At 36.6% G+C, this 24,048-nt stretch carries 23 protein-coding genes; 14 read left to right on the forward strand and 9 right to left on the reverse strand.

Annotated elements, in window-relative coordinates; translation table 11 throughout:
- Window positions 1-9: 9 nt before the first annotated feature.
- Window positions 10-1,290, reverse strand: coding sequence for an adenylosuccinate synthase (locus NMG63_RS02290; RefSeq protein WP_254007358.1), 1,281 nt, complete (start codon window positions 1,288-1,290; stop codon window positions 10-12).
- Window positions 1,291-1,443: 153 nt separating this feature from the next.
- Window positions 1,444-2,967, reverse strand: a complete 1,524-nt coding sequence (locus NMG63_RS02295) for a bifunctional metallophosphatase/5'-nucleotidase (RefSeq protein WP_254007359.1) — start codon at window positions 2,965-2,967, stop codon at window positions 1,444-1,446.
- A gap of 104 nt (window positions 2,968-3,071) precedes the next feature.
- Here NMG63_RS02295 and NMG63_RS02300 point away from each other — a divergent pair, with 104 nt between their 5' ends.
- The 5 genes from NMG63_RS02300 (at window position 3,072) to NMG63_RS02320 (ending at window position 8,850) form a co-directional block, all read left to right on the forward strand.
- Window positions 3,072-3,299: a hypothetical protein gene (locus NMG63_RS02300; protein WP_254007360.1), complete on the forward strand. Its 228-nt coding sequence runs from the start codon at window positions 3,072-3,074 to the stop codon at window positions 3,297-3,299.
- Between the two features lie 92 nt (window positions 3,300-3,391).
- On the forward strand, window positions 3,392-5,182 hold the full coding sequence (locus NMG63_RS02305) for an ABC transporter ATP-binding protein (protein ID WP_254007361.1): 1,791 nt from the start codon (window positions 3,392-3,394) through the stop codon (window positions 5,180-5,182).
- Window positions 5,175-7,025 (forward strand): ABC transporter ATP-binding protein, encoded by a 1,851-nt coding sequence (locus tag NMG63_RS02310; RefSeq protein WP_254007362.1) that lies wholly within the window; start codon window positions 5,175-5,177, stop codon window positions 7,023-7,025. Before NMG63_RS02305 ends, NMG63_RS02310 begins: the two co-directional genes overlap by 8 nt.
- A 256-nt stretch (window positions 7,026-7,281) precedes the next feature.
- Window positions 7,282-8,391 (forward strand): M42 family metallopeptidase, encoded by a 1,110-nt coding sequence (locus NMG63_RS02315; protein WP_123171756.1) that lies wholly within the window; start codon window positions 7,282-7,284, stop codon window positions 8,389-8,391.
- Between the two features lie 51 nt (window positions 8,392-8,442).
- Window positions 8,443-8,850, forward strand: coding sequence for an SRPBCC family protein (locus NMG63_RS02320; RefSeq protein ID WP_254007363.1), 408 nt, complete (start codon window positions 8,443-8,445; stop codon window positions 8,848-8,850).
- Between the two features lie 7 nt (window positions 8,851-8,857).
- On the opposite strand, the gene NMG63_RS02325 is transcribed toward NMG63_RS02320, so the two are convergent.
- Complete coding sequence (locus NMG63_RS02325; RefSeq protein WP_301332392.1) at window positions 8,858-9,565, reverse strand: GntR family transcriptional regulator; 708 nt, start codon at window positions 9,563-9,565, stop codon at window positions 8,858-8,860.
- Between the two features lie 205 nt (window positions 9,566-9,770).
- Here NMG63_RS02325 and NMG63_RS02335 point away from each other — a divergent pair, with 205 nt between their 5' ends.
- Both NMG63_RS02335 and NMG63_RS02340 read left to right on the forward strand, forming a co-directional pair.
- Complete coding sequence (locus NMG63_RS02335) at window positions 9,771-10,250, forward strand: peptidylprolyl isomerase (protein ID WP_123171755.1); 480 nt, start codon at window positions 9,771-9,773, stop codon at window positions 10,248-10,250.
- Window positions 10,251-10,359: 109 nt separating this feature from the next.
- Window positions 10,360-11,505 carry a CDP-glycerol glycerophosphotransferase family protein gene (locus NMG63_RS02340; RefSeq protein ID WP_254007364.1) on the forward strand — a complete coding sequence of 382 codons (1,146 nt, stop codon included), beginning with the start codon at window positions 10,360-10,362 and terminating at the stop codon, window positions 11,503-11,505.
- Between the two features lie 170 nt (window positions 11,506-11,675).
- On the opposite strand, the gene NMG63_RS02345 is transcribed toward NMG63_RS02340, so the two are convergent.
- Entirely contained in the window at window positions 11,676-12,722 is a 1,047-nt protein-coding gene (locus NMG63_RS02345; protein ID WP_254007365.1) for a M24 family metallopeptidase, read from the reverse strand.
- A gap of 94 nt (window positions 12,723-12,816) precedes the next feature.
- On the opposite strand from NMG63_RS02345, the gene NMG63_RS02350 reads away from it, so the two are divergent.
- Window positions 12,817-13,173, forward strand: a complete 357-nt coding sequence (locus tag NMG63_RS02350; protein WP_003773015.1) for a hypothetical protein — start codon at window positions 12,817-12,819, stop codon at window positions 13,171-13,173.
- Window positions 13,174-13,199: 26 nt separating this feature from the next.
- On the opposite strand, the gene NMG63_RS09195 is transcribed toward NMG63_RS02350, so the two are convergent.
- The 5 genes from NMG63_RS09195 to NMG63_RS02370 form a co-directional block, all read right to left on the reverse strand.
- Window positions 13,200-13,538, reverse strand: coding sequence for an IS3 family transposase (locus NMG63_RS09195; protein WP_367399271.1), 339 nt, complete (start codon window positions 13,536-13,538; stop codon window positions 13,200-13,202).
- A gap of 23 nt (window positions 13,539-13,561) precedes the next feature.
- Complete coding sequence (locus tag NMG63_RS02355) at window positions 13,562-13,954, reverse strand: hypothetical protein (protein ID WP_123171751.1); 393 nt, start codon at window positions 13,952-13,954, stop codon at window positions 13,562-13,564.
- A gap of 116 nt (window positions 13,955-14,070) precedes the next feature.
- Window positions 14,071-14,328, reverse strand: a complete 258-nt coding sequence (locus tag NMG63_RS02360; protein WP_254007366.1) for a helix-turn-helix domain-containing protein — start codon at window positions 14,326-14,328, stop codon at window positions 14,071-14,073.
- 73 nt (window positions 14,329-14,401) lie between these two features.
- Window positions 14,402-15,031 carry a histidine phosphatase family protein gene (locus NMG63_RS02365; protein WP_254007367.1) on the reverse strand — a complete coding sequence of 210 codons (630 nt, stop codon included), beginning with the start codon at window positions 15,029-15,031 and terminating at the stop codon, window positions 14,402-14,404.
- A 42-nt stretch (window positions 15,032-15,073) separates the two neighbouring features.
- The gene (locus tag NMG63_RS02370) at window positions 15,074-15,493 is read right to left on the reverse strand and encodes a DUF2721 domain-containing protein (RefSeq protein ID WP_123171748.1); all 420 of its coding nucleotides are present in this window, start codon (window positions 15,491-15,493) and stop codon (window positions 15,074-15,076) included.
- 133 nt (window positions 15,494-15,626) lie between these two features.
- Here NMG63_RS02370 and lplA point away from each other — a divergent pair, with 133 nt between their 5' ends.
- The 6 genes from lplA (at window position 15,627) to NMG63_RS02400 (ending at window position 24,046) form a co-directional block, all read left to right on the forward strand.
- Window positions 15,627-16,613: a lipoate--protein ligase gene (gene lplA / locus NMG63_RS02375; RefSeq protein ID WP_013852671.1), complete on the forward strand. Its 987-nt coding sequence runs from the start codon at window positions 15,627-15,629 to the stop codon at window positions 16,611-16,613.
- Between the two features lie 126 nt (window positions 16,614-16,739).
- Window positions 16,740-17,870 carry a pyruvate dehydrogenase (acetyl-transferring) E1 component subunit alpha gene (gene pdhA / locus NMG63_RS02380; RefSeq protein ID WP_003773019.1) on the forward strand — a complete coding sequence of 377 codons (1,131 nt, stop codon included), beginning with the start codon at window positions 16,740-16,742 and terminating at the stop codon, window positions 17,868-17,870.
- On the forward strand, window positions 17,870-18,850 hold the full coding sequence (locus NMG63_RS02385; RefSeq protein ID WP_003773020.1) for an alpha-ketoacid dehydrogenase subunit beta: 981 nt from the start codon (window positions 17,870-17,872) through the stop codon (window positions 18,848-18,850). Before pdhA ends, NMG63_RS02385 begins: the two co-directional genes overlap by 1 nt.
- 20 nt (window positions 18,851-18,870) lie before the next feature.
- Complete coding sequence (locus NMG63_RS02390; RefSeq protein ID WP_254007368.1) at window positions 18,871-20,451, forward strand: 2-oxo acid dehydrogenase subunit E2; 1,581 nt, start codon at window positions 18,871-18,873, stop codon at window positions 20,449-20,451.
- Window positions 20,452-20,470: 19 nt separating this feature from the next.
- Entirely contained in the window at window positions 20,471-21,877 is a 1,407-nt protein-coding gene (gene lpdA, locus NMG63_RS02395) for a dihydrolipoyl dehydrogenase (RefSeq protein WP_254007369.1), read from the forward strand.
- A 390-nt stretch (window positions 21,878-22,267) separates the two neighbouring features.
- On the forward strand, window positions 22,268-24,046 hold the full coding sequence (locus NMG63_RS02400; RefSeq protein ID WP_254007370.1) for an ABC transporter substrate-binding protein: 1,779 nt from the start codon (window positions 22,268-22,270) through the stop codon (window positions 24,044-24,046).
- The last annotated feature ends 2 nt before the right edge of the window (window positions 24,047-24,048 follow it).

Raw genomic sequence — 24,048 nt, forward strand, 5'->3', positions numbered from 1 at the left:
GTTTTTCTTTTATCGTAAAGGTGTTCGTTTCATAATTTGATTTCGATTTGGTCCATTTGAAACAAGTTCGATATTTGTATCAATAAGCATTTCAAGTTTATTAATATAGTTTTTACAATTTTCAGGAAGGTCATCATAACATGTGATATGGGTAATATCTTCTTTCCACCCAGGAAATGTTTCAATTACAGGGGTTGTGTGTTCTAATTCTGTAATGTTTCCAAATCGCATGGATTGTTGCCCTTGATATTCATAAGCCGTGACAACTTTAATTTCATCTAAATAAGAAAGGACATCAATGTTTGTGAGTGCAACATGAGTTGCCCCTTGAGTTTTACATCCAAAACGTGTGGCGACAGCATCAAAGTAACCAACACGTCGCGGACGTTTGGTATTAACGCCATACTCACCTGCATCACCACCACGTTGACGTAATGCTTCGGCTTCTTCTCCAAATATTTCTGAGACAAATGCACCAGCACCGACACAACTTGAATAGGCTTTTGTGACCGCCCATACTTCGTCAATAGGATGTGGTAATCCTGCCCCTACTGTTGCATAGTAAGCTAAAGTGGATGAAGAGGTTGAATAGGGATAAATTCCAAAGTCTGGATCGCGTAATGCACCAAGCTGTCCTTCGAAGAGAATGTTTTGACCCTTATTATGGGCTTCATTTAAAAACGTGAAGACATCACGAACATAAGGATTGATTAAATCCCGGTATGTCATTAATTCTTCGAAAATTGCATCTGCAGACAATGGCTCTTGATGATATAAATTTACTAATAATGTATTTTTAATATCTAAAACCCGATCAATTTTACTGCGTAACCAGTCTTCGTTGTATAACTCACAGACTTGGAACCCAATCTTTGCGTATTTATCGGAATAAAAAGGTGCAATTCCGGATTTTGTGGATCCAAACTGATCTTTACCCATACGGGCTTCCTCATAAACATCGAAATTTTTATGGTAACTCATCACAATTTGAGCGCGATCACTTACAATAACTTGAGGATGAACACCACGCGTTTTTAATTCTTCCAATTCATGAATGAATGCCGGAATGTTTAAGGCAACACCATTACCAATAACATTAATCGTGTGTTTATAGAATACACCGGATGGTAACATCTTTAGCGCAAACTTACCTTGGTCATTGATAATTGTATGACCTGCGTTATTTCCACCTTGGAATCGAACGACGATATCTGATTCACTTGCGAATACATCGGTAAGCTTTCCTTTACCTTCATCGCCCCAGTTAGCACCTACTATAGCTTTAATCATAATTACCTCCTAAAAATACAAAATGAGACACCTTGGTGTCTCACTGTACACGAACTAGAATACTTTTATTTTTTTCGAGTGTCAAGATTTTTTTTTTGATAGAATAAAAAAATACAAAATTTCTAAGAACTTGAAACTTTGTATTTTAGGATTTTATGTTGAGGCAATAACTTTAATATTATCACGATGATTTACATGAACTGGAGAATTTTCTACAAAATAATCCATAATGACATCGACCATTTCTTCTTGAATATCATCCAACGTTTCACTTTCTGCCACCATTGTATAATTTCCGCCACCCATTGCTCGATAATTGTTAACAACGACCGTAAATTCATCGGTATCTAGAACGGGTTTATCTTGGTAAGTGAGACTTACAACACGTGATCCTCTCGGTTTTGAGATATCAAGTGTATAGTCCACACCATCAAGCATATCGTAATTATAGTGTTGTGGTTTTGGTTCTACGTATTCAGGAGAAGGTACAATTTGATGTGTTCCATCTAAGCTAAAGTAATGAGCACTGAATTCAATCATTTCGCGAAGTGCTTTCCCACTCATCTTTTTCACAACCAATGTATTGGGATAGAGGTAAGTACTCACTAATTCACGCATCGTAATCGACTTATTAAATCCTTGAGCACCATTAAAGAGAGCTACTGACGAAATTTGTGCACCAGAACGTTTGAGTTGGATTTGATTTAAAAGTGAAACGAGGGGGTGCTTATGAAGCCTTGCATCCAACTCGTCATCAATCATGACATCCATATTTTCTAACGTTCCAACTGGTTGATCCAGCCATGTTTGTGTTTTATTTTGTAAGGACTCGAGGGGTTGGAGTAGGTCTTGATCTATATCATAATCGGCGGCACTTAAACGCTGTGCGTCAGCGCTCCCTGTTTCTAAATCAAGATCAATTGTAATGAATTCTTTTGCTTTAAAGGTATTTTGAGTTACTAAAACACCATTAACGGTTTCAATAAAGGAGCGGTGTTGATGGCCGGTAATTAAAATATCAAGCCCTTCAATATCAGTCATAGCATAGCCTTCATTTTCACCAGTAAGACGTTCTGTAGGTTCACCTGTTTGAGGATCGCGCTCTAAACCACCATGGTACATTGCGATGACATAATCGACATCATTTCGAACGCGTTGAACCTCTTTTTGAAGGTGTTCAAAAGCACCTTTAAAACTCATGTTTTGAATATGAGCCGGGCGTTCCCAATGCGGAATATATTGAGTCAAAACACCGATTAGCGCTATTTTTTTACCTTCATAAGTAAGAATTTGAGTGCTTCCAGGTACTTTACCATCGATTTCGATATTTGAGGTAAGTAGCGGAGCATTGTTTTCATTAATATATTTTTCTAAGATCTCAGGACCATAATTAAAATCATGGTTACCAAGATTAATGAAGTCATAGTTCATTGCGTTAAAGCATTGTGCTATCGGGTTGTTTGCCGTTTGCGCATGTTGATGCGCATAGGTTAGAAGAGGTGTACCTTGAAAGGCATCTCCATTATCAAGAAGTAAAACATTTCCTTCATTTCGAAACTGTTTAACTGCAGTACTGATGCGTGCAAGCCCATAATCTTCAAGGTTTTCACGACTTGTATAATTTGTTGGAAAGATATTTCCATGGACGTCTGTTGTGACGACGATTTTAAGTTTCATTTTTATCACCAAATCTATTATACCAAATCTAACTTACGATGTTTGGTATTGATTACTTTTTTTGAAATATATGATAAAATATAAACAAATGAAAGGAGGAACTTATGAATCGCTCAGATAAATGTTTAATGTGTGTTATTTTATTTCTAACGATTATGTCGAATGGTATGTTTGGCTCTCATAATCAACAAGGGGCTTTTGTGTCTCCAAGAAATAGTAAGCACCTTTTAACCCAAATGAATAAAAATGATAATGTTGCATTATCGAGCGTCGCATTTTGTTTTATACAAAATACTTATGATTGTCTGTGTGATTCTATAAGTGCCTCTTAAAACACTTATTTTCAGCATAGATATTCATAAAAACACATGGAAATGTGTTTTTTAAGCCTTAAAGGAGAAGATAATATAATATCGAGGTGAATATGAAAAATATTAAATTTATTTTTAAATATACTGAGGGTCATCGAAATAAAATCATTATTATGACGTTTTCAGTAATCATTTATTGTGCAGTACTTTTAGTGAATCCGTTATTACTGCAGTATACGATTGACCATATTTTAAACGACTTACCGATAAACACCTCATGGATGATGATGTTTACAGATTTCTTAGGTGGAATGAATTCGGTTCGTGATCACTTATGGTATGTAGGTGTTGTGATTGTAATTTTGAACGTATTGAGTGGTCTTACGCATTTTTGGGCATCTTACTCAATTGGTTCGTTTTCTGAGTATTTTTCGGAAAATTTACGTAATGATGTCTTTGATCATTTACAAAAATTACCGTATGCCTACCATGTGCGCGCTAAAACGGGTGATTTAATCCAACGTTGTACCAGTGATGTAGACCAGATTGGACGGTTTTTAAAATCGAAAATTCAAGAGTTGGTTTATGCATTAACGATGGTTGTGATTGCATTGACTGTTTTATTTCGTATTAATGCCAAGATGACATGGATTACTATGATTTCATTTCCATTCATCTTTGGATTCGCGTTTTTATTTTTTAAAAAGATGCAAGCGGTGTTTAAGAAGAGTGATGAAGCTGAAGCGGCACTGTCCAATACGTTTCAAGAGAGTATGGATGCAGTTCGTGTTGTGAAAGCATTTAATCAAGAACAGTTTGAAGTTGAAAAATTTGAGGCTAAAAATAAAGAATATGCCTCGATTACTAAAGAAATGATTCGACTTCTAGGTGTTTATTGGGGAACGTCAGATTTACTTTGTTTTATGCAAACGTTAATCGTTCTGATTGCAAGTATTTTTGAGGTGCGTTCAGGCAATCTAACGGTAGGGAATGCTATTGTGTTTATTTCCTATGTAAATATGGTGCTTTGGCCAATTCGTAATGTGGGACGAACTCTCTCAGATATGGGAAAGGTCAGTGTGAGTATTGATCGTTTAAATGAAATCTTAGAGTTACCCATTGAAGATCTTGAATCTGGACTAAGCCCTGATATTCAAGGTGAAATTTTATTTGAGAATGTTTCGTTTAAATATGATGATGCAAGCACTCCAGTACTTAAAAATTTGAATTTCAAGATTAAGCCTGGAGAAACGGTTGCGATTATGGGGCCGACCGGGAGTGGTAAGTCGAGTTTAGTTCATTTACTTACCCGAATTTATGATGTTACTTCAGGGACCATTAAAATTGATGGAATCGATATTAATGATATTTCAAAAAGTTATCTTCGTAAAAACGTAGGACTTGTTCTGCAAGAACCTTATTTATACTCGAAAACACTTTTTGAAAATATTCGAATCGCAATTCCTCAAGCCTCAGAACAGGATGTATATGATGCATCACGCGTTGCTTCAATTCATGATGTGATTACATCTTTTGATCTTGGATATGAAACGCCTGTAGGGGAAAAAGGCGTTACGTTATCGGGTGGACAAAAACAACGTGTTGCGATTGCCAGAACGCTTATTGCGAATACACCGATATTAATTTTTGATGATTCGCTGTCTGCTTTGGATTCTCAAACAGATGCTTCAATTCGTGAATCACTGAATCATACAAAAAATGCAACATCCATCATCATTACACATCGTATAAACAGCGCACAAAATGCAGACAAGATTATTGTTGTTTTAGATGGAGAAATCAAACAAATTGGGACACACGATACTTTATTGGAAGTTGATGGTTTGTACCGAAATATTTATGACATCCAAACGAATCAGAAAGGGGGTGCTCTTTATGAGTAATAGAGAAGAAGAACAATTTACTTCTGAAAAATTAGATGTTGGACTTTGGAAGAAAATCCTAAAGATGTTGCTTGAAAATAAAAAAAATCTCTTCTTGGCGCTCTTCTTTGTTTTATTGGAAGCAGTTATTGGAGTTATTCTGCCTGTTCTAAATCGCTATGCCATTGATGTTTTCTATCAAGGACACGGTTCAACAGAAGCGATTATAAAGTTTACGCTTTTATATGGCGGCTTGGTTGCATTTCAAGCATTTTTAATTTACGAATTTATTTATCGTAGTGGTCTTATTGAGATGGATATTAGTTATCAAATCCGTCAAAATGTTATGGAAAAACTTCAAGTGCTTCCTTTTTCATACTATGATAAGACACCAACTGGGTGGATTATGGCACGGATGACCAGTGATGTTTCACGATTATCGGAAATTCTTTCCTGGAGTTTTAATGACCTTGTATGGGGATTTTTGGTGATGATGATGTTACTTATTGTGATGTTTACTGTAAATTGGAAACTCGCTTTAATCATCCTTGTGATCGTACCGATGGTTTATTTTGTGAGCGCTTGGTTTCAAAAAAGAATCCTTCAGAATTATCGCAGTGTTCGTGCTGAAAACTCAAAAATAACACACGGATTCAGTGAAGGGATTACCGGTGCAAAGACTACAAAGACGATGGGATTGGAAGCGATTCATTATAGTGAATTTAAAAATAATACGATGGCTATGCGTTCCAAATCAATTCATGCTGTCATTCTTAGTGCACTATATATGCCTTTGATTACGCTTATTTCATCACTGGGAAATGCGGGTATAATTTACGTAGGTGGAAATATGGCATTACAAGGTGTTATCCAAATTGGAACTTTAATTTTATTTACCCAGTATGCAGAACGTTTCTTTGAACCTTTACGAAACATTAGTAACGTGTTTGCGCAATTACAAATGGCGCAAGCTTCGGCAGAACGTGTACTTTCATTGCTTGAAGAAGATTCAACATTAATTGATCGTTCAGATGTTATTGAAAAATATGGAACAATTTTGAATCCAAACGAATCCGTCTATGAACCGATAATCGGAGATATTGAATTTAAAGATGTTGATTTCTACTATCAAGCATCAGAGCCAATCTTAACGAAATTTAATTTGACCGTCCAACCTAAGCAACGCATTGCTTTAGTCGGTGAGACGGGAAGTGGTAAATCGACGATTGTAAATCTAATATGTCGTTTTTATGAACCAATTTCGGGTTCGATCTTGATCGATGGTGTTGATTATCGAGAACGATCGATTGGATGGCTTCATTCCCATCTCGGATATGTCTTACAAGCACCGCATCTGTTCTCTGGATCTGTTCGTGATAACATTGCCTACGGAAAACCCAATGCAACGGATGAAGAAGTGATGAATGCTTCGAAGCTTGTAGACGCACATCGATTTATCATGGAACTCGAGGATGGCTATCAAACTGATGTTGGTGAAGGTGGAAACCGATTGTCTACAGGGCAGAAACAGTTAATTTCGTTTGCCCGTGCAATTCTTGTTGATCCATCAATCTTTATTTTAGATGAAGCAACAGCTTCCATTGATACAGAGACGGAAGCCATTATTCAGAATGCAGTCGAAACGGTTCTCAAAGAGAAAACAAGTTTCATAATCGCTCACCGTCTTTCAACGATTGTGAATGCAGATCGTATTCTTGTCATTGATAAGGGTAGGATACTGGAAGACGGAAATCATCAGAGTCTTATGAGCCAAAAAGGTCGATATTATGAACTCTATATGAACCAGTTTAACGAGAAAAATCAAACAAATATGATGAATACATTAACACCTATTTCCGAATAGGTGTTTTTATCGCAATTCTTGTCATCTTGAATATTCGCTATCATAATTCGTGTCCTATAGAAATCTTTGTGATATGATAGTTTAGAAAAAAGAGGCTCTTTCATTCCCACCAATTGACGTTACATGTGATTAAGGGATTCATTTGTTTTTGATGATTTGGTTACGTCTATGCAAGATGTTGTATTACATAATAATTACCATCTTAATACTGTAGGATTATTGGATTATAGTGAGAGTCTAGAAATAGGAGAATGATATGAAGAAGAATATTACGCTTGAAGAAGCATATGGTGATGTGAATTTAGAAATGCTTGCGGATTTTACGCTTACAAATGGTATCTCAGGTCATGAAAAAGATGTTGCAAATGTCTTTAAATCTTGGGTTGAAGAAAGTGCAGATGATATCTGCTTTGATAACCTCGGTTCAATTATTGCTCATAAAAAAGGTGCTGAAAATGGGCCTAAAATTATGTTGGCAGGGCACATTGATGAGGTAGGTTTCCTTGTTCGAAGCATCGATGATAATGGTTTCTTACGAATTCATCCAGTCGGCGGATGGTGGCCACATGTGTTATTATCACAACCAGTCACAATTCAAACACGAGACGGTAAAATGTATGTTGGTGTTACGGGATCAAAAGCACCTCATGGGATGACGCCTGCGGTTCGTAACAAAGTTATGGATATCACAGAAGTTTTTGTTGATCTGGGTGTCGCATCAAAAGATGAAGTAGAATTATTAGGAATTCAAGTTGGGGATACTGTAACGCCAAAGGCAGATTTTCATGTTCTCGCTAATCCTAACTTCTTAATGTCAAAAGCATGGGATGACCGTATCGGTGCTGCTATTGTTGTTGATGTTATGAGACAACTTAAAGATGTTGAGACAGCATCACACATCTATTCTGTTGGAACAGTTCAAGAAGAAGTGGGCTTACGTGGAGCTCGTACTGCAGCACAAACAATTAACCCTGATATCGCATTTGCTGTTGATGTCACAATCGCAACGGATACTCCGGGTGAAGACAACCGTATTAAAATGGGTGTTGGTGCTACTTTAGAAGTGATGGATGGCTCTGTAATTGGTCATAAAGGACTGCTTTACTACCTTCAAGACCTTGCGGAAGAAATGAACATTGACACACAGTTTGAAATCTTAGCTGCTGGAGGAACGGATTCCGGTGAAATCCATAAAGTTCATGATGGTGTTATTACGCTAACACTTTCGATTCCTGCGCGTTATATTCACTCGCACTTGGGTATTATTCATCGTAAAGATTATGCAGATACTGTTGCACTGATAACTGAATTCTGTAAACGATGCGATGCGGATGTACTCGAATCATTACAAAACTACAAAAGATAAGTCTATGACTTATCTTTTTTTCCGTTATAATAGAATAAAGTGAGGTAGTGTATGCTTAAAGAAACAGTTTTTATTGAGGCTCCTTTAGAAGTAGCCTGGGATCGATTCGAACTTGAATTCGCAAAACTCTTCAAGTGCAGTCCTAAAAAAATGCTTCATCGAGAAATGAAGGCAAAAGTTAAAACCATGAATGGACGTGAAATTGAATTGAAACAACGCGTTATCATTCATGATCGCTATAAACATTTTGCGTTTGTATCTGAAAATCCTAAAGAAAACGTAACAACACATTATGAATTTTTTGAGGACAAAGATGGAACGTTTGTTTCTTCTTATGACGAAAAGAGCAAAGGCGAAATGGTGTATCGCCTTCCTTTTGTTAAACAGAAAGTTCGAAAACAGCTTAAAGGTCGTCTTCAACAGATTAAATTCATGATAGAAGCAGAAAAGGGAGCATAGCTCCCTTTTAAATTGGACTGGATAATTTCAAAAAACGTGCATATTTATAATGGTGGTAGTCAATTGAATAATCAAAAATCTCTCCATTTTTAAGCATGGCTTTACTGGTAGTCTTTAAAGCCGGGTCGCCTTGATGAAGTCCAAGTAACTCGGCATTAATATCATCTAAAGAACACGCCTCTATTAAGCGGTCGATATAGCCAACTTCTTGTCGAAGACCTTCTTGTATATAGGAATAGATAGAGTTTTCAATGATTTCTCGATTTAGATAGGGAATCAAATTACGATTAAAGTAAGAATACTCAACAACCCATCGGTTTCCATCCACAATACGTAGCCGATTTACAAAATACAATTGGGTACCGACTTCGCAATTCATCTCGATCGCAATCTCACGATTGGCAATAATCTCTTGAAAATCTAAGATTTTCGTTTCAATACGATTTTTTTTATGATTTGACGATAAACCGTGAAAGTTTTCTAAGTTTATCGCATTAATGTGGTCCACATCTCGCACAAACATACCACTCCCTTGAACGGAAATAATATAACCTTGTCGTGACAGGAGGGCAATGGCTTTTCGAATGGTATTTCGACTCACATTAAATTCCTGCATCAACGCTTCTTCTGTAGGGATTTTTGTATTAGATGGATAGATACCATCCATAATACGATCTTCTATTATAGTACTAATCATACGATACTTATGTGACATAATGTGCTCCTTTATCTCAATTATACCATGGTCTAAGAAAAGTAACGCAAACGCTCTGTAAGGATTGATGATATTAATCCTTACAAATAAAATTTTTAGGTTTTGGACCCTTGATGTTGGAATAGACTAATTCGCCTTATGCTTTCAAGAATTCCTCCTAGTAAAAGTATAGCACTTTTGCTATGATTGTCACGGAGGTATTTTTATGACACAAACAATTAAAATTACAATGAATAATGGTAAAACCATGACAGCAGAGCTTTATGAAGACATTGCGCCTAAAACAGTCGCAAACTTTGTGAAGTTGATTGAAGAAAAGTTTTATGATGGTTTGATTTTTCACCGTGTAATTCCTGGATTTATGATTCAAGGTGGATGCCCTAATGGAACTGGAATGGGTGGTCCGGGTTATGAAATCGAAGGCGAATTTACTTCAAACGGTTTTAAAAATGATTTAGTACACAGTAAAGGTGTTTTATCAATGGCACGTGCTATGGATCCAAATAGCGCAGGAAGTCAATTCTTTATCATGGCTGAAGATGCACCGCATTTAGATGGTCAATATGCAAGTTTTGGTAAATTAGTGGATGGACTTGATGTGGTTGATGAGATTGTTCATGTTAAACGTGATCGCAACGATAAGCCAACAGAACCTCAAATCATTAAAACAATTGAATTAATCTAATAAAGGAAGGTGTGTGATGCACCTTTTCTTTATTTCAAAGGTAATAGGAATTGTCTGAATTTTATAGTATAATACCCCATGTATATAAAGCCTTTCAAGGAGGTTATGAATGAAGAAAAAACTTGATTATATATTAAAGCACAATAAAGTATTGTTGATTGTATTTACAAAGACACTCTCGATGATTTTTCGATTCATCGGATTGTTTATTCGCACCGAAGAAAATTTAATTTTAATTTCCGCGAATTCCCGCGGATATAATGATAGCCCTCGCGCAATTTATGAGTATATGAAAAAGGATGCGAAATATGCTCAGTATCGTTTTGTGTGGGCTGTTGATGATGTTACGCAATCCATTGAAGGGGCAGATCTTGTTAAAGCGGATACGTGGCAATATTTCAAGACTGCTTTGAAAGCACAATATTGGATTACCAGTGTTAATATTGAACGTGGTTTACATTTTAAAAAGAAAAAGACCGTCTTTCTTAATACATGGCACGGCGTCGCAATTAATGAAATGGGGAATGCGGTAGCGGGACGTACTGATTTTGATTGGTCTGACACAGATTATATTTGTTATAGCGCGGAAAATGAAAGACCGATTTATTATCGTGACTTTAATGCGCGTCCAGAGTCAATGATTCCTACAGGTCTTCCACGTAATGATGAATTGTATCATGTGGATCCTAATAAAGTCATTGAAATTAAGAAAAACTTGCAGATACCAGAAGACAAAAAGGTGATTTTATACGCACCGACATGGCGTGATAGTGAAGATTTTGGTAAGAGTTACCAAATCAAGCCACCGATTGATTGTGACGTTTGGAAAAAAGCTTTGGGCGATGAGTATGTTGTGATTTTAAGAACCCACCCGTATACCAACGAATTGATGGGTGTTACCTTTGATGATTTCTTCTTTGATGGAACGATGTATCCTCGTGTTAATGACTTGATGATGATTTCAGATATGCTTATCTCAGATTACTCAAGTATTATCTTTGATTATTGTGTTCTTGAAAGACCTGTAATCTGTTTTGGTTATGATTATGAAGCGTATTCTGAAAAACGTGGATTCTATATTGACTTAGAGACAGTGATTCCAAGCGGTATCATTCGAGATGAAACACATCTCATTGAGCACATTAAATCGATGGACTATGAAGAACAAGTTTCAAAGACAAAAGTGATGAAAGAAAATCATGTCACCTATGGCGGTAATGCCACTGAACAGATTGTTAATGTTGTATTTGGATAAATTAAAAAGCCGGTCCTTTAACGACCAGCTTTTTTTTATCTAAAAAAAGGCAGCCATTGGCTGCCAAATGCTTTGAGGGGATGTAAAGCATTACAATCTTATGACTGCATATACATCATACCTTCTAAAGATAGAGATGTAAATTAATACGAGTTCATTTCACAAGTGTTTCACTTTTTAATATCGCTAAACTCTTTTTTACATTGATTCATTACAAAGACACCATCCTTTGTAACGTGTACAAGATCTTCAATTCGGATACCACCTTTACCAGGAATATAGATTCCCGGCTCGATTGAAAAGCACATTCCGGGTTCAATGATTCGATCGTTTTTGGAAGAAACATCGAGGTTTTCATGGCACTCAATACCGATTCCATGTCCTGTACGATGTACAAAGTAAGGACCATAACCTGCAGCTTCAATAACAGCACGGGTTGCTTTATCAACATCCGACAAACGTGACCCTGGCTTTACTGCTTCAATACCTGCTTTATTTGCGGCTAGTACGATTTTATAGAGATGTTCCATCTCAGGGTTTTCGCCCATAAAGAAGCATCGTGTCATATCGGAACAATAGTCTTGATATATGCCACCCATGTCAATCAGTACTACATCGTCTTCGCGTAAGGTGCGACTTGATGGAACACCGTGGGGATCGGCAATGTTTTCAGTAAACAGTACGATGGGTTCAAAACTTACCCCCGTTAACGGTGTTGTGCTTTGCTTTTCGCGAACAATTTCAGCGAGTTCAATTTCAGTCATACCAACTTTAAGCAAAGATTCCATTTCAAGCATAATGCGATCATTATGATGCGATGCTTCGATTAATGTTGATATTTCGAAATCATCTTTAAGGGTACGAATTTGTTCAAGGTAAGGCGAACCATTTACAACCGTGTATCCTTTATTAATAAAAGGGATTAAAAAGCGGGAAGCCCAATTCCCATCGACTGCAATATTTTTGTGGGTGAGATAATTTTCGATGAGCGATGTTGTATCGTCACCATCTTCATAGACAATTGTTTTTATATCTTTCGGTGCTTCAAAAAGTTTGTTTAAAAACAAAATGGGTTCATGGTCTTTTCCGACCAAGAGTGCAATCATGCGCTCACCAACGTCAAAACGATGTCCAGTATAGTAAAAAATCATCATTTTATCTGAGATGATCAGTTGTGATTCCTGCATTAGATTTGTTAGTTTATCGATTCTTTTCATAGTGTTACTCCTTTTCATCATTATACGCTTGGTATTAAGGCAAATGCAATGTACATATAAGTATGTTAGAATATGAAAGAAAGGATGATACTCTATGAAACAAGGACATGAATCACAAGTTATTATCGTAAATCGTAATCCTTACGATTCCAGTATTCAAATTGTCATACCGCCGTTTCGTCCGATAAATCTTTTTGAAATTGAAGATAATTTTGAAGAAGTTAAACTAGAAATCGAAACAAAAATTATGAACCAAGAGGTTGCTGAACGTATTGTTCTATTCGTTTCTGCTTTCAAAGAATCGATGGAAGAAGGGGATGTCTTACCGATTGTTGAGTATTTTATTTCAAGTGATATTGAGAATATGGATCCTGATGAATTAAAGATGATCTTTGATGCAGTTAAGGAATTTATCACTTTGGTTAATGATGAGAATCGTTTAATGCATTAGAAAATCTCCTGCGATACTAGTACCTGTCAAGTTGACACTAAATAAAAAGTAGATTTATATTTGATAGGACTAAGATATCCAAGGTCTTTCTGGATACGTTCGGTATTATACCAATGAACGTATCCTTTTATTTTTGTTTTTGCTTCTTGTTTTGTTAATTTCCCATCGATTCTAATACATTCTTCCTTTAGTTGGGAAAACCAATTTTCTATTGGACTGTTTTGCCAGCAATGTCCAGGTTTCGACATACTCCTTATATACCCATGTTTTTCCAATTTATCAATATAGTACCCTGAATAGTAAAGAGAGCCTTGATCCGAATTGATCATTGCAATGTTAGAACTAGCCTTAGGAAGCCTCTTCATCGTATCTTTTTAATAATTCAATGTTATTTTTTGTAGAGAGAATATGCTATAATTTCATTATTAAAGAGATCTTTAATAGCAGATAGATACAGTAATCCGTCTGAACATTGAATGTAACTGACATCGGTTGAAAGCTTTTCTAGGGGTTTCGTTGATGTGAAGTCTTCATTCATTAGGTAAGGAGCCATTTTTCGATGGCTCTTTTCTTTTCTCAATTTTTCGAAAAACGGACGTCTTACTCTAACTTTGGTTTTGATATTCAGTTCGTTTTTGTATCGCCTTATAAGTTTATGGTTCAAGACAACGCCATGCACTTGCTCGATATGGTACTTTAAACGCATTGTTCCATATACTCCGTTTAATCTATTATGTTCACCTAATATAATATCAGCTGTCGCAGAATTAAAATTATTCATAACGGGTTTCCCGTTTTTTAACCACTTATAATAACTTTGCCTTACAATTTGCAATACATCACACAGTCTTGAAACAGGGTACTCTTTTTTAAGAATATCTATAATCTGATATTTTTCTATTCGTGTTGCATTTTTCGGATTTTCATGAGTAGAGTATAAGTCTTTTTAATAATTTCTATGTCCTCTACTTCTCCAGGTTTCTTTCCGCGTCTATCTAAATGTAGTGTTCCCTCCATAAGTTTTCTTTTCCAGTTTGCGATTGTGCCAGTGCGAACATTATATTTCTCACTGACACTTCTACATGATTTACCACTCAAAATCTCTTGTACAATCATTAACTTATCTTCATACGATCTTATCGTTTGTTTGCCCATAAAAAAATACCTCCAAAATTTAACTAAATATTAACACGATAGTGTTTTTTATTTAGTGTCAACTTTAAAGGTATTATAATCGCGGGAGATTTTTTAATTGGTAATGCGACGTATCATTACGATAAATTAAATGAGTTCCGTCTTCATCAAGAACGATTTTAGTGAGACTAGTTGAATCAAAATCTTCTTGGGTTATAATGGATGTCAAATTATGGTTCATAAAATAATTCGTTAATACTTTAAGTGTTATACGATGGGATACAAGTGCGATTGTTTTGCCGACATATTGAGTTGTCAGGGTTTTGACCACTGGAACGATGCGATTGTGTACATCTTCAAATCGCTCGCCAGGACCAACGGGTGTGTATCGTAGCGGATCGTTAAAAAAAGCATGCCATTGATCCGAATACTGTTTTTTAACATCTTGATGCACCTGTCCTTCCCAAACGCCCATTTCAATCTCTCGAATGCCTGGTTCTAATCGAATTGGTGTTTGTGGAAATACGAGTGACGCGGTTTCTTGTGCACGTTCACTGGTACTCACGATGACTTCATCAAAGTCTATCGATTCTAAACGTTTTTGAAGAAACATTGCTTGCTGTTTTCCTTCAGCCGTTAAAGGTGAATTTTTTGATCCTTGCATTCGATGTTCTTGATTCCATAAAGTTTTTCCATGGCGAATAAGATAAATTGTTGTTTTCATAATAACTCCTTGATTACAATTCATAAAAAAAGCACATAAGTGCTAATTGTTTTCGTTTTTATTTTTAATATCTTGTAATTGAATGGTAAGAGCTTCGATCGATATTGAAAGTTCTTTGAGTAGATAAACTAAAGAAATTACGAGAAGCACTAAACTCAGCGCAAATATTATATGAGAAAACGTAACCATTGCTTCGTTATATTGTGCAAAAAGGGTTAGGAGCATACTGAGTACCGCTCCAATAAAACTCATGGCTCCGAGAACTTGCATTGACTTAATATATTTCATACGTTTTTGGAGGTTTATAATTTGTGCGAGAATCTGTTTATTCGGAGAATCTTGATGTTTTTCGTAGAGGTCTCGAATAAGTCCTGCAAGTACCACAAAGCGATTTGTATATGCCAGCATAAGTAGCGAAATTGCGGGAAAAATCATTGCGGGTGTTTGTAATGTGAATTCCATAATTTAATCTCCTTTTTAGTTGTCAAAACGATAACGAAGTGAATGTGAAATATAAATTCACTTTAGTTGAATTATATCGCAATGGTCTTTAAAATGAAAGTGGATGTGGGAGATAGAGAGTGAGGTAACAAGTATGAGATACTTAAAAAATCCATCAACAAATCCTTATTTTAATTTAGCACTTGATGAATATGCGATGAAGCATATCAATTGTGAGGAGGATTTTTTCTTTCTATGGCAGAATGAGCCAGCGGTAATTATTGGTAAAAATCAGAATACCGTAGAAGAAATTAATCAAAAATTTATTGATGATAACAAAATTAAGGTTGCCCGTCGCGTTTCAGGCGGTGGCGCAGTATATCATGATTTTGGAAATCTTAATTTTACATTTGTGATTAATGTGGATGACCCAGGAAAAGTCAATTATAAGAAGTATGTTCAACCAATTATTGATGCGCTCGCAAGTATGGGTATCAATGCTGAGGCGTCGGGACGTAATGATATTTTAATTGATGGCCTTAAGATTTCAGGAAATGCGCAACGAATGGCAAATGGCAAGTTAATGCACCATGGTACTTTGTTGTTTGATGTTAATATTGAGGATATGGTTCAAGCGTTAAATGTTGATCCTGATAAAATTACATCAAAAGGTGTGAAATCAGTACGATCACGTGTAACCAATATTAAGGAACATTTACCTGAAGGGACAGATCTTAAAACCTTCTGGGATGAGTTACAATACTTTTTATCAAATAAGGGGCAAGATGCGGAAATTATTCTCGCACCTGAAGAAATTGCGAAAATCGAATATGAAGCAATCAATCGATTTGGCACATGGGATTGGATTTACGGTGCTTCCCCTGAGTTCAACCTAAAGAACAGTAAGCGATTTGCAGGCGGACGCGTTGAGGTCTTGATGGATGTAAGCGAAGGCCACATTGATAACGTTCGTTTTATTGGAGATTACCTAGGTTTAGAAGATGTTGCGGATGTTGAAGGACGCCTCCAAGGAACGCGTTTTAAACAAAGTGATGTCGATGCCGTACTTTCAGAAATGGATTTACGAAAATACTTTGGTATTATCACAAAAGAGGAATTATTAGAGTTGATGTTTGATTAGTTTCAAACAACACTATGAATTTTGCTCGAAAGTAGCAATATCGTTGAATGAAATGCGCTTACGTGTTACATTTAAACTGTAATTAGGCATTACCACTTAATGACCTAAGCAAGATATAGAAGGGAAATGGAAATTTCAATGGCACAAGTTAAGAAAGATAAAGCGTTGGATTTCGCTGCTCAACTTAAAAATGTTGAAAAGCTTTACCCAACATTCCAGATTCTTGATGAAACTGGAAAAGTTGTTAACAAAGAAATGTTACCAGACTTAAAAGATGAGGAGTTAGTAGAACTCTTTGAAACTATGTTATGGTCACGAGCATTAAACGACCGTTCAACTACATTAGCACGTCAAGGACGTCTTGGATTCTTTGCTCCTACTGCAGGACAAGAAGCAAGTCAAATGGCGAGCCACTTTGCATTTAATAAGGGGGATATTTTGTTCCCAGGATATCGTGATATTCCTCAATTAGTAAAACACGGATTACCACTACATAAGGCATTCTTATGGAGCCGTGGTCATGTTGAAGGAAATAACTACCCTGAAGATTTCAATGCAATGCCTCCACAAATTATTATCGGTGCGCAAATTATTCAAGCTGCAGGAGCTGGAATTGCACTTAAAAAACGTGGAAAAGCTCAAGTAGCATTTACATATACAGGAGATGGTGGATCATCACAAGGTGATACTTATGAAGGTCTTAACTATGCTGGAGCATTTAAAGCACCTGTAGTGTTCTTTATTCAAAATAATGGATATGCGATTTCAACACCACGTCACGTCCAAACAGCAGCACCTACACTTGCTCAAAAAGCAGCAGCTGCAGGTATCCCTGGTGTTCAAGTAGACGGTATGGATCCCCTAGCAGTCTATGTTGCAACAAAAGCAGCACGTGATTGGGCAATCGAAGGAAATGGTCCAGTGTTAATCGAAACATTAACATCACGTTTCGGTCCTCACTCACTTTCAGGTGATGATCCAAAACGATACAGAACTCAAGCAAGTTTTGATGAATGGGATAAAAAAGATCCATTGATCAGAATGCGTAATTTCTTAACAGAAAAAGGTCTTTGGGACGAAGAAAAAGAAGTTGAATTAATCGCTCAAATTGATGATGAAATCAAAGAAGCAGTTAAACTTGCTGATTCACAACCAAAACAAAAAGTTTCTGACTTCTTAAAAAATATGTTCGAAGAACCAACAAACACAATTGCAGAACAAATTGAATATTTTGAAAACAAGGAGGGTAACAAATAATGGCACAACTAACAATGATTCAAGCCATTACTGAAGCGCTTGATATTGCCCTTGAACGTGACGAAAATACGTTGATTTTCGGTGAAGACGTTGGGAAAAACGGTGGAGTATTCCGTGCAACTGACGGACTTCAAGAAAAACACGGTGAAGACCGCGTATTTGATACACCATTAGCTGAATCAGGTATTGGTGGATTAGCAATCGGATTGGCATTAGAAAAATACCGTCCAATTCCTGAAATCCAATTCTTCGGATTTGTATTCGAAGTTATGGACTCAGTTGTAGCACAAATGGCACGTACACGTTACCGTTTAGGAAATACACGTAACATGCCAATTACAATTCGTTCACCATTCGGTGGTGGTGTTCATACCCCTGAACTCCATTCAGATAACTTAGAAGGTTTAATGGCACAATCACCTGGAATTAAAGTGGTTATCCCATCAAATCCATATGATGCAAAAGGTTTACTTTTAGCTTCTATTGAAGATAACGATCCAGTTGTTTTCTTAGAACACATGAAATTATACCGTTCATTCCGTGATGAAGTTCCAGAAGGATACTATACAGTACCATTAGGAAAAGCAAATGTTGTAAAAGAAGGTAATGATGTAACAATTATTACTTATGGAGCAATGGTTCGTGAATCCATTAAAGCTGTTGAAACATTAGCAGCAGAAGGAATTTCTGCAGAAGTAATCGACTTACGTACAGTTTCACCAATTGATTTAGATACAATTATTGAATCTGTAACGAAAACAGGACGTTTAGTTGTTGTACAAGAAGCACAACGTCAAGCCGGAGTAGGGGCTCATGTTATGTCAGAAATCGCAGAACGCGCAATTCTTACATTAAAAGCACCTGTAGGTCGTGTTGCAGCACCAGATACAATTTTCCCATTTGGTTTAGCTGAAAACGATTGGTTACCAAACGAAGAAGACATCACAAATAAAGTACGTGAAATTGTTAACTTTGATTAATTTAGGAGGCGAAGTGCATAATGTCATTTATATTTAAAATGCCTGACGTAGGTGAAGGAATTGCTGAAGGAGAAATCGTTAGTTGGTTCGTTAAAGAAGGCGACACAATTAAAGAAGATGAACCTCTATTAGAAGTTCAAAACGATAAACTTGTTCAAGAAATTCCATCCCCAGTAGCAGGAACAATTACAAAAATTATGGTCGCACCAGGAACTGTAGCAACAGTTGGTGACGATCTCGTAGAAATCGTAGCAGAAGGCGCAGTTGCATCTGCACCTGCTAAAGAAGAAACAGCAGCACCTGCACCCGCAGCAGCTGCAGGATCATTTGTATTCAATATGCCAGATGTTGGTGAAGGTATCGCTGAAGGTGAAATTGTACAATGGTTTGTAAAAGTTGGTGATGACATTCAAGAAGATGCACCACTATTAGAAGTTCAAAACGATAAGCTTGTTCAAGAAATCCCATCCCCAGTATCAGGTAAAGTCATGAATATCATGATTGAATCCGGTACAGTGGCAACAGTTGGACAACCACTTGTTGAATTTGCAGCAGAAGGACATGCTCCAGCAGCAGCTCCTGCGCAAGCAGCACCCGTTGCAGCAGCAAGCCAACAAGCTTCAGGAAATGGCGAAACTTTCGCACAGAATAAAATTGCTGGACGCGTTCTCGCAATGCCATCAATTCGTCAATTTGCACGTGAAAATAACATTGATTTAACACTTGTTACAGCAACAGGTAAACACGGTCATATCCGTAAATCAGATGTTGAAGCATTTATCGCAGGCGGCGCAACTGCACCAGTAGTTGAAGCACCAGTAGTTGAAGCAACAACATCCGTTGAAGCAGCACCAGTAGCAAAACCAGCAGCGAAACCAGCTCCAGTTGTTGTTACAGGATCTACGACACGTGAAAAAATGACTCCAACACGTAAAGCAATTTCAAAAGCTATGGTTACAAGTAAAGCAACAGCACCACACGTTACATTATTTGACGAAGTTGATGTTACAGAACTTGTAAATCACCGTAAGAAATTTAAAGAAATTGCAGCAGCACAAGATGTTAAATTAACATTCTTACCTTATATTGTTAAGGCATTAACTGCAGTAGTACGTAAATATCCAATCTTAAATTCAAGTGTTGATGATTCAACACAAGAAATTGTTTACAAAAACTTCATTAACATTGGTTTTGCAGCAGATACACCTCACGGTTTATATGTTCCAAATATCAAAAATGCTGATTCAAAAGGAATCTTTACAGTTGCTAAAGAAATCTCAACATTGGCAGCCGCAGCAAATGATAATACATTAGCTGGAGCAGATATGCGCGATGGTTCAATTACAATTAGTAATATTGGATCAGCACGTGGACTCTGGTTTACACCAATCATCAACTACCCAGAAGTAGCGATTTTAGGTGTAGGACGTATTGATAAGAAACCAGTTGTTTTAGCAGATGGAACAATCGGCGTTGGAAATATGTTAGCATTATCATTAAGCTTCGACCACCGTATTATCGATGGTGCCCTAGCACAAAATGCCATGAACGAACTCAAGAGATTGTTAAACAATCCTGAGCTTCTATTAATGGAATCTTAATTGGAAGGTGGAATAGTACATGGTAGTAGGAGATTTAGCTCTTGAATTAGATACAATTGTTATTGGTTCAGGTCCTGGTGGATATGTTGCAGCAATTCGTGCAGCTCAATTAGGTCAAAAGGTAGCAATTATTGAAAAAGACAATATTGGTGGCGTTTGCCTTAACGTTGGATGTATTCCATCAAAAGCGTTAATTAATGCAGGTCATCGATACCAAGAATCAATGAATTCAGAAACATTCGGTGTTACAGCTGAAAATGTTAAAATTGACTTCACAAAAACACAAGCATGGAAAGATGAGCAAGTTGTTAATAAACTTACATCTGGAATTGCAATGTTATTAAAGAAAAATAAAGTTGAAATCATTCGTGGTACAGCATTCTTTAATGACACACATCAATTACGTGTTGTAAATGATGAGTCAGCTCAATCATATACATTCAAACACTGTGTAATTGCAACTGGTAGCCGTCCAATCGAAATCAAAGGTTTCAAATTTGGAAAACGCATCATTGACTCAACAGGTGGATTAAAATTAAAAGAAATTCCTAAGAAACTTGTTGTTATCGGTGGAGGATATATTGGTTCAGAATTAGCAGGTGTTTATGCTAACTTAGGATCAGAAATTACAATCCTTGAAGGCGCTCCTTCAATCTTACCTCAATTCGATAAAGACATGATTAAACTTGTTGAAAACGAATTTAAGAAAAAAGACGTTACAATCGTAAACAACGCGATGGCTAAAGATGCTAAAGAAACAAAAGATGGTGTTGTCGTTACTTATGAAGTAGATGGCAAACCAGCAACAATCGAAGCAGATTACGTTATGGTTACTGTTGGACGTCGTCCTAACACGGATGATCTTGGTTTACAAGTAGCCGGTGTTGAGACAAACGAACGTGGTCTTATCACTGTAGATAAACAAGGACGCACAAGCCAAAAACATATTTTTGCAATTGGTGATGTTACTCCAGGTTTAGCATTAGCACACAAAGCTTCATACGAAGCAAAAGTTGCTGCTGAAGCAATCTCAGGCCAACCTTCAGAAATCGACTATGTTGCAATCCCAGCGGTATGTTTCACAGACCCTGAACTAGCAACTGTTGGATTAACTGAAAAAGAAGCTAAAGACCAAGGATTAACAGTTAAAGTATCAAAATTCCCATTTGGTGCAAACGGTCGTGCACTTTCACTTAATGCAGGTGAAGGGTTCGTAAGACTTGTATCAGAAAAAGACACAGGATTACTACTTGGTGGACAAGTAGCCGGTGTTGGAGCAAGTGATATTATTGCTGAAATCGGATTAGCTGTTGAAGCACGCATGAATGTTGAAGATCTTTCATTAACAATCCATGCTCACCCAACACTATCAGAAACAGTTATGGATGCATCTGAAATTTCACTCGGATTGCCAATTCATATTTAATCTATATAATAAGGATGCGAAAGCATCCTTTTTTTATTTATTTCATTTAAACCATGATAATTTTGTATTATCTTGCATAAATTTCTGAAAGTTGTTTCAAGAATACTTGCCAAATCAACGAGTTCTATGGATTTCTTGTGATATTTAACGATTTATTTTCATACGATATTTTCATCCAGCACACAATTTGTATCTTTAAACCCACTAATTAGTGGTTTATTTGCTTAAATACGCTAAATGTAAATTGTTTCATAGATTTTATGATTTATTTTCATAAAATTGATAATATACTGAAAAATCAATTGACAAATTTTCTGTATCCTATATAATACATTCATACAGTATCACTTATCTGTATCAATGTTTGACAACAAAAGGAGGAGAATTACCATGAAAAAATTAATGATTGCATTCGTTGCAGCGTTATTGGTTCTTACTGGTTGTGGATCACAAGGTTCATCCAGTACATTAACGGTTGCAGCCCCTGCTTCACAAAATGGTGACTTTGTGGCAGGGTTCGGATCAAATGCCTATGACCGATGGGCAACTAACTTAATGCACGTTGGTGCAAGCGTTTTCTATATTGATCGCGATACTTCGGAGATCAAGCCAAATCCTAACTTCGTAGAAAGTCACGAAGTAAAAGCAGACAGCGAAGGAAATAAAACTTATACCTTCAAAATCAAAGGTGGCAACAAATACTCTGATGGAACAGAGATCACAGCAAAAGACTACGTTATGGCTATGTTGTTCCGTACACATCCAGCTTGGATGAAAGTTGCATCAATGGAAAGTACCGGAGACGAACTTTTAGGATACAACGCATATAGTACAGGGGAATCAAAAGTTTTCGAAGGGGTTAAATTAATCGATGACAACACATTCTCATTAACAATTGATAAAGCAAACTTGCCTTACTACTTTGAAGCAAGTAAAGCGGATATCTCACCTGAACCAATGCATGTTTGGTTTAAGGATGCTAAATTAAATGCTGAAGGAAATGCATTCGACAACACACCTGAAGAAATTCAAGCAGCTGTTGAATATGTTTCAACAACTGAACGATACAAACCAACTGTAGTAGTCGGTGCGTATAAGTTAGAAAGCTATGAAAATGGTACAACAATTCTTGTTAAAAATGATCAATATGCAGGAAACTACGAAGGTAAAAAACCTGAAGTTGAAAAAGTTGTAATCCGTCAAGTTGACTCAAACGTTACAGTACAAGCGATCGAAAAAGGTGAAGTTGATTTATCACCAGGTAACATCGAAGGTGAATACATCAATAAAGCAAAAGAACTTGAATTACAAACAGTTAACTATCCACGTAATGGATTCGGTAACATCACATTAAAAGCTAACAAAGGACCTACTCAATATAAAGAAGTACGTCAATCAATTGGTTACATGTTAAACCGTAACGAATTTGTTCAAAAAATTGCTGGTGGATACGGTTCTGTAGTTAACGGACCATTTGGACTATCACAATGGTTCTATAAAGATAACAAGGACAAGATTGAAAGTTCACTTATTGACTATACTTACAACATTACTAAAGCAAACGAATTACTCGATCAATCAATCTACAAATTCGAAAAAGATGGTGTAACACCATTTGATGCAAGTAAAGCAAGTAAAGATTATGCTCGTTACGATGCAGATGGAAATAAACTTGTTGTTAAACACTTTGGTTCTGAAAAGAACTCAGTAACAGATTTAATTGTTTCTCAATTAGTTCCTGCAGCTGAAAAAGCTGGTATGGAATACTACATTGAGCAAGGAGAATTTGCTACATTAGGTGCATACATGCAAGGACGTGAAGAGAATGACTTTAATGCATTTAACCTTGCAACATCATTCACATCACTATACGATCCATGGCAAAACCATTCAAAATATGTTGGTACAGGTTTAAACTGGAGTGATATTTCAGATCCAGAACTTGATGCAGCTATTGAAAAGGTACGTCGTATTGAACCAGGAAACCGTGAAGCTTATTCAGAAGCAGTTGTAGAATACTTCCAACTTTGGAATGATCTCTTGTTCCAAATTCCTCTCTACTCAAATCTATACCATGATATCGCGTCAAACCGAGTTAAAGGTTTAGAAAAAGTAACACCAGAGATGGACTGGTCAAAAACTATAGAATATATCTCAATCGAAGGATAATT

It is taken from the genome of Erysipelothrix amsterdamensis (genome assembly GCF_940143175.1).
Lineage (GTDB): Bacteria > Bacillota_I > Bacilli_A > Erysipelotrichales > Erysipelotrichaceae > Erysipelothrix > Erysipelothrix amsterdamensis.

Excerpts from the sequence above, each read along its gene's own strand:
- lplA (WP_013852671.1), top strand. The coding sequence starts at position 15,627 with ATGAGATACTTAAAAAATCCATCAACAAATCCTTATTTTAATTTAGCA.
- NMG63_RS02400 (WP_254007370.1), top strand. The coding sequence starts at position 22,268 with ATGAAAAAATTAATGATTGCATTCGTTGCAGCGTTATTGGTTCTTACT.
- NMG63_RS02320 (WP_254007363.1), top strand. The coding sequence starts at position 8,443 with ATGCTTAAAGAAACAGTTTTTATTGAGGCTCCTTTAGAAGTAGCCTGG.
- NMG63_RS02360 (WP_254007366.1), bottom strand. The coding sequence starts at position 14,328 with ATGGGCAAACAAACGATAAGATCGTATGAAGATAAGTTAATGATTGTA.
- NMG63_RS02355 (WP_123171751.1), bottom strand. The coding sequence starts at position 13,954 with ATGAATAATTTTAATTCTGCGACAGCTGATATTATATTAGGTGAACAT.
- NMG63_RS02345 (WP_254007365.1), bottom strand. The coding sequence starts at position 12,722 with ATGAAAAGAATCGATAAACTAACAAATCTAATGCAGGAATCACAACTG.
- NMG63_RS02335 (WP_123171755.1), top strand. The coding sequence starts at position 9,771 with ATGACACAAACAATTAAAATTACAATGAATAATGGTAAAACCATGACA.
- NMG63_RS02325 (WP_301332392.1), bottom strand. The coding sequence starts at position 9,565 with ATGTCACATAAGTATCGTATGATTAGTACTATAATAGAAGATCGTATT.
- NMG63_RS02385 (WP_003773020.1), top strand. The coding sequence starts at position 17,870 with ATGGCACAACTAACAATGATTCAAGCCATTACTGAAGCGCTTGATATT.
- NMG63_RS02300 (WP_254007360.1), top strand. The coding sequence starts at position 3,072 with ATGAATCGCTCAGATAAATGTTTAATGTGTGTTATTTTATTTCTAACG.
- NMG63_RS02370 (WP_123171748.1), bottom strand. The coding sequence starts at position 15,493 with ATGGAATTCACATTACAAACACCCGCAATGATTTTTCCCGCAATTTCG.
- NMG63_RS02350 (WP_003773015.1), top strand. The coding sequence starts at position 12,817 with ATGAAACAAGGACATGAATCACAAGTTATTATCGTAAATCGTAATCCT.
- NMG63_RS02295 (WP_254007359.1), bottom strand. The coding sequence starts at position 2,967 with ATGAAACTTAAAATCGTCGTCACAACAGACGTCCATGGAAATATCTTT.
- NMG63_RS09195 (WP_367399271.1), bottom strand. The coding sequence starts at position 13,538 with ATGAAGAGGCTTCCTAAGGCTAGTTCTAACATTGCAATGATCAATTCG.
- NMG63_RS02365 (WP_254007367.1), bottom strand. The coding sequence starts at position 15,031 with ATGAAAACAACAATTTATCTTATTCGCCATGGAAAAACTTTATGGAAT.
- NMG63_RS02310 (WP_254007362.1), top strand. The coding sequence starts at position 5,175 with ATGAGTAATAGAGAAGAAGAACAATTTACTTCTGAAAAATTAGATGTT.
- NMG63_RS02315 (WP_123171756.1), top strand. The coding sequence starts at position 7,282 with ATGAAGAAGAATATTACGCTTGAAGAAGCATATGGTGATGTGAATTTA.
- NMG63_RS02390 (WP_254007368.1), top strand. The coding sequence starts at position 18,871 with ATGTCATTTATATTTAAAATGCCTGACGTAGGTGAAGGAATTGCTGAA.
- NMG63_RS02305 (WP_254007361.1), top strand. The coding sequence starts at position 3,392 with ATGAAAAATATTAAATTTATTTTTAAATATACTGAGGGTCATCGAAAT.
- NMG63_RS02290 (WP_254007358.1), bottom strand. The coding sequence starts at position 1,290 with ATGATTAAAGCTATAGTAGGTGCTAACTGGGGCGATGAAGGTAAAGGA.
- lpdA (WP_254007369.1), top strand. The coding sequence starts at position 20,471 with ATGGTAGTAGGAGATTTAGCTCTTGAATTAGATACAATTGTTATTGGT.
- NMG63_RS02340 (WP_254007364.1), top strand. The coding sequence starts at position 10,360 with ATGAAGAAAAAACTTGATTATATATTAAAGCACAATAAAGTATTGTTG.
- pdhA (WP_003773019.1), top strand. The coding sequence starts at position 16,740 with ATGGAAATTTCAATGGCACAAGTTAAGAAAGATAAAGCGTTGGATTTC.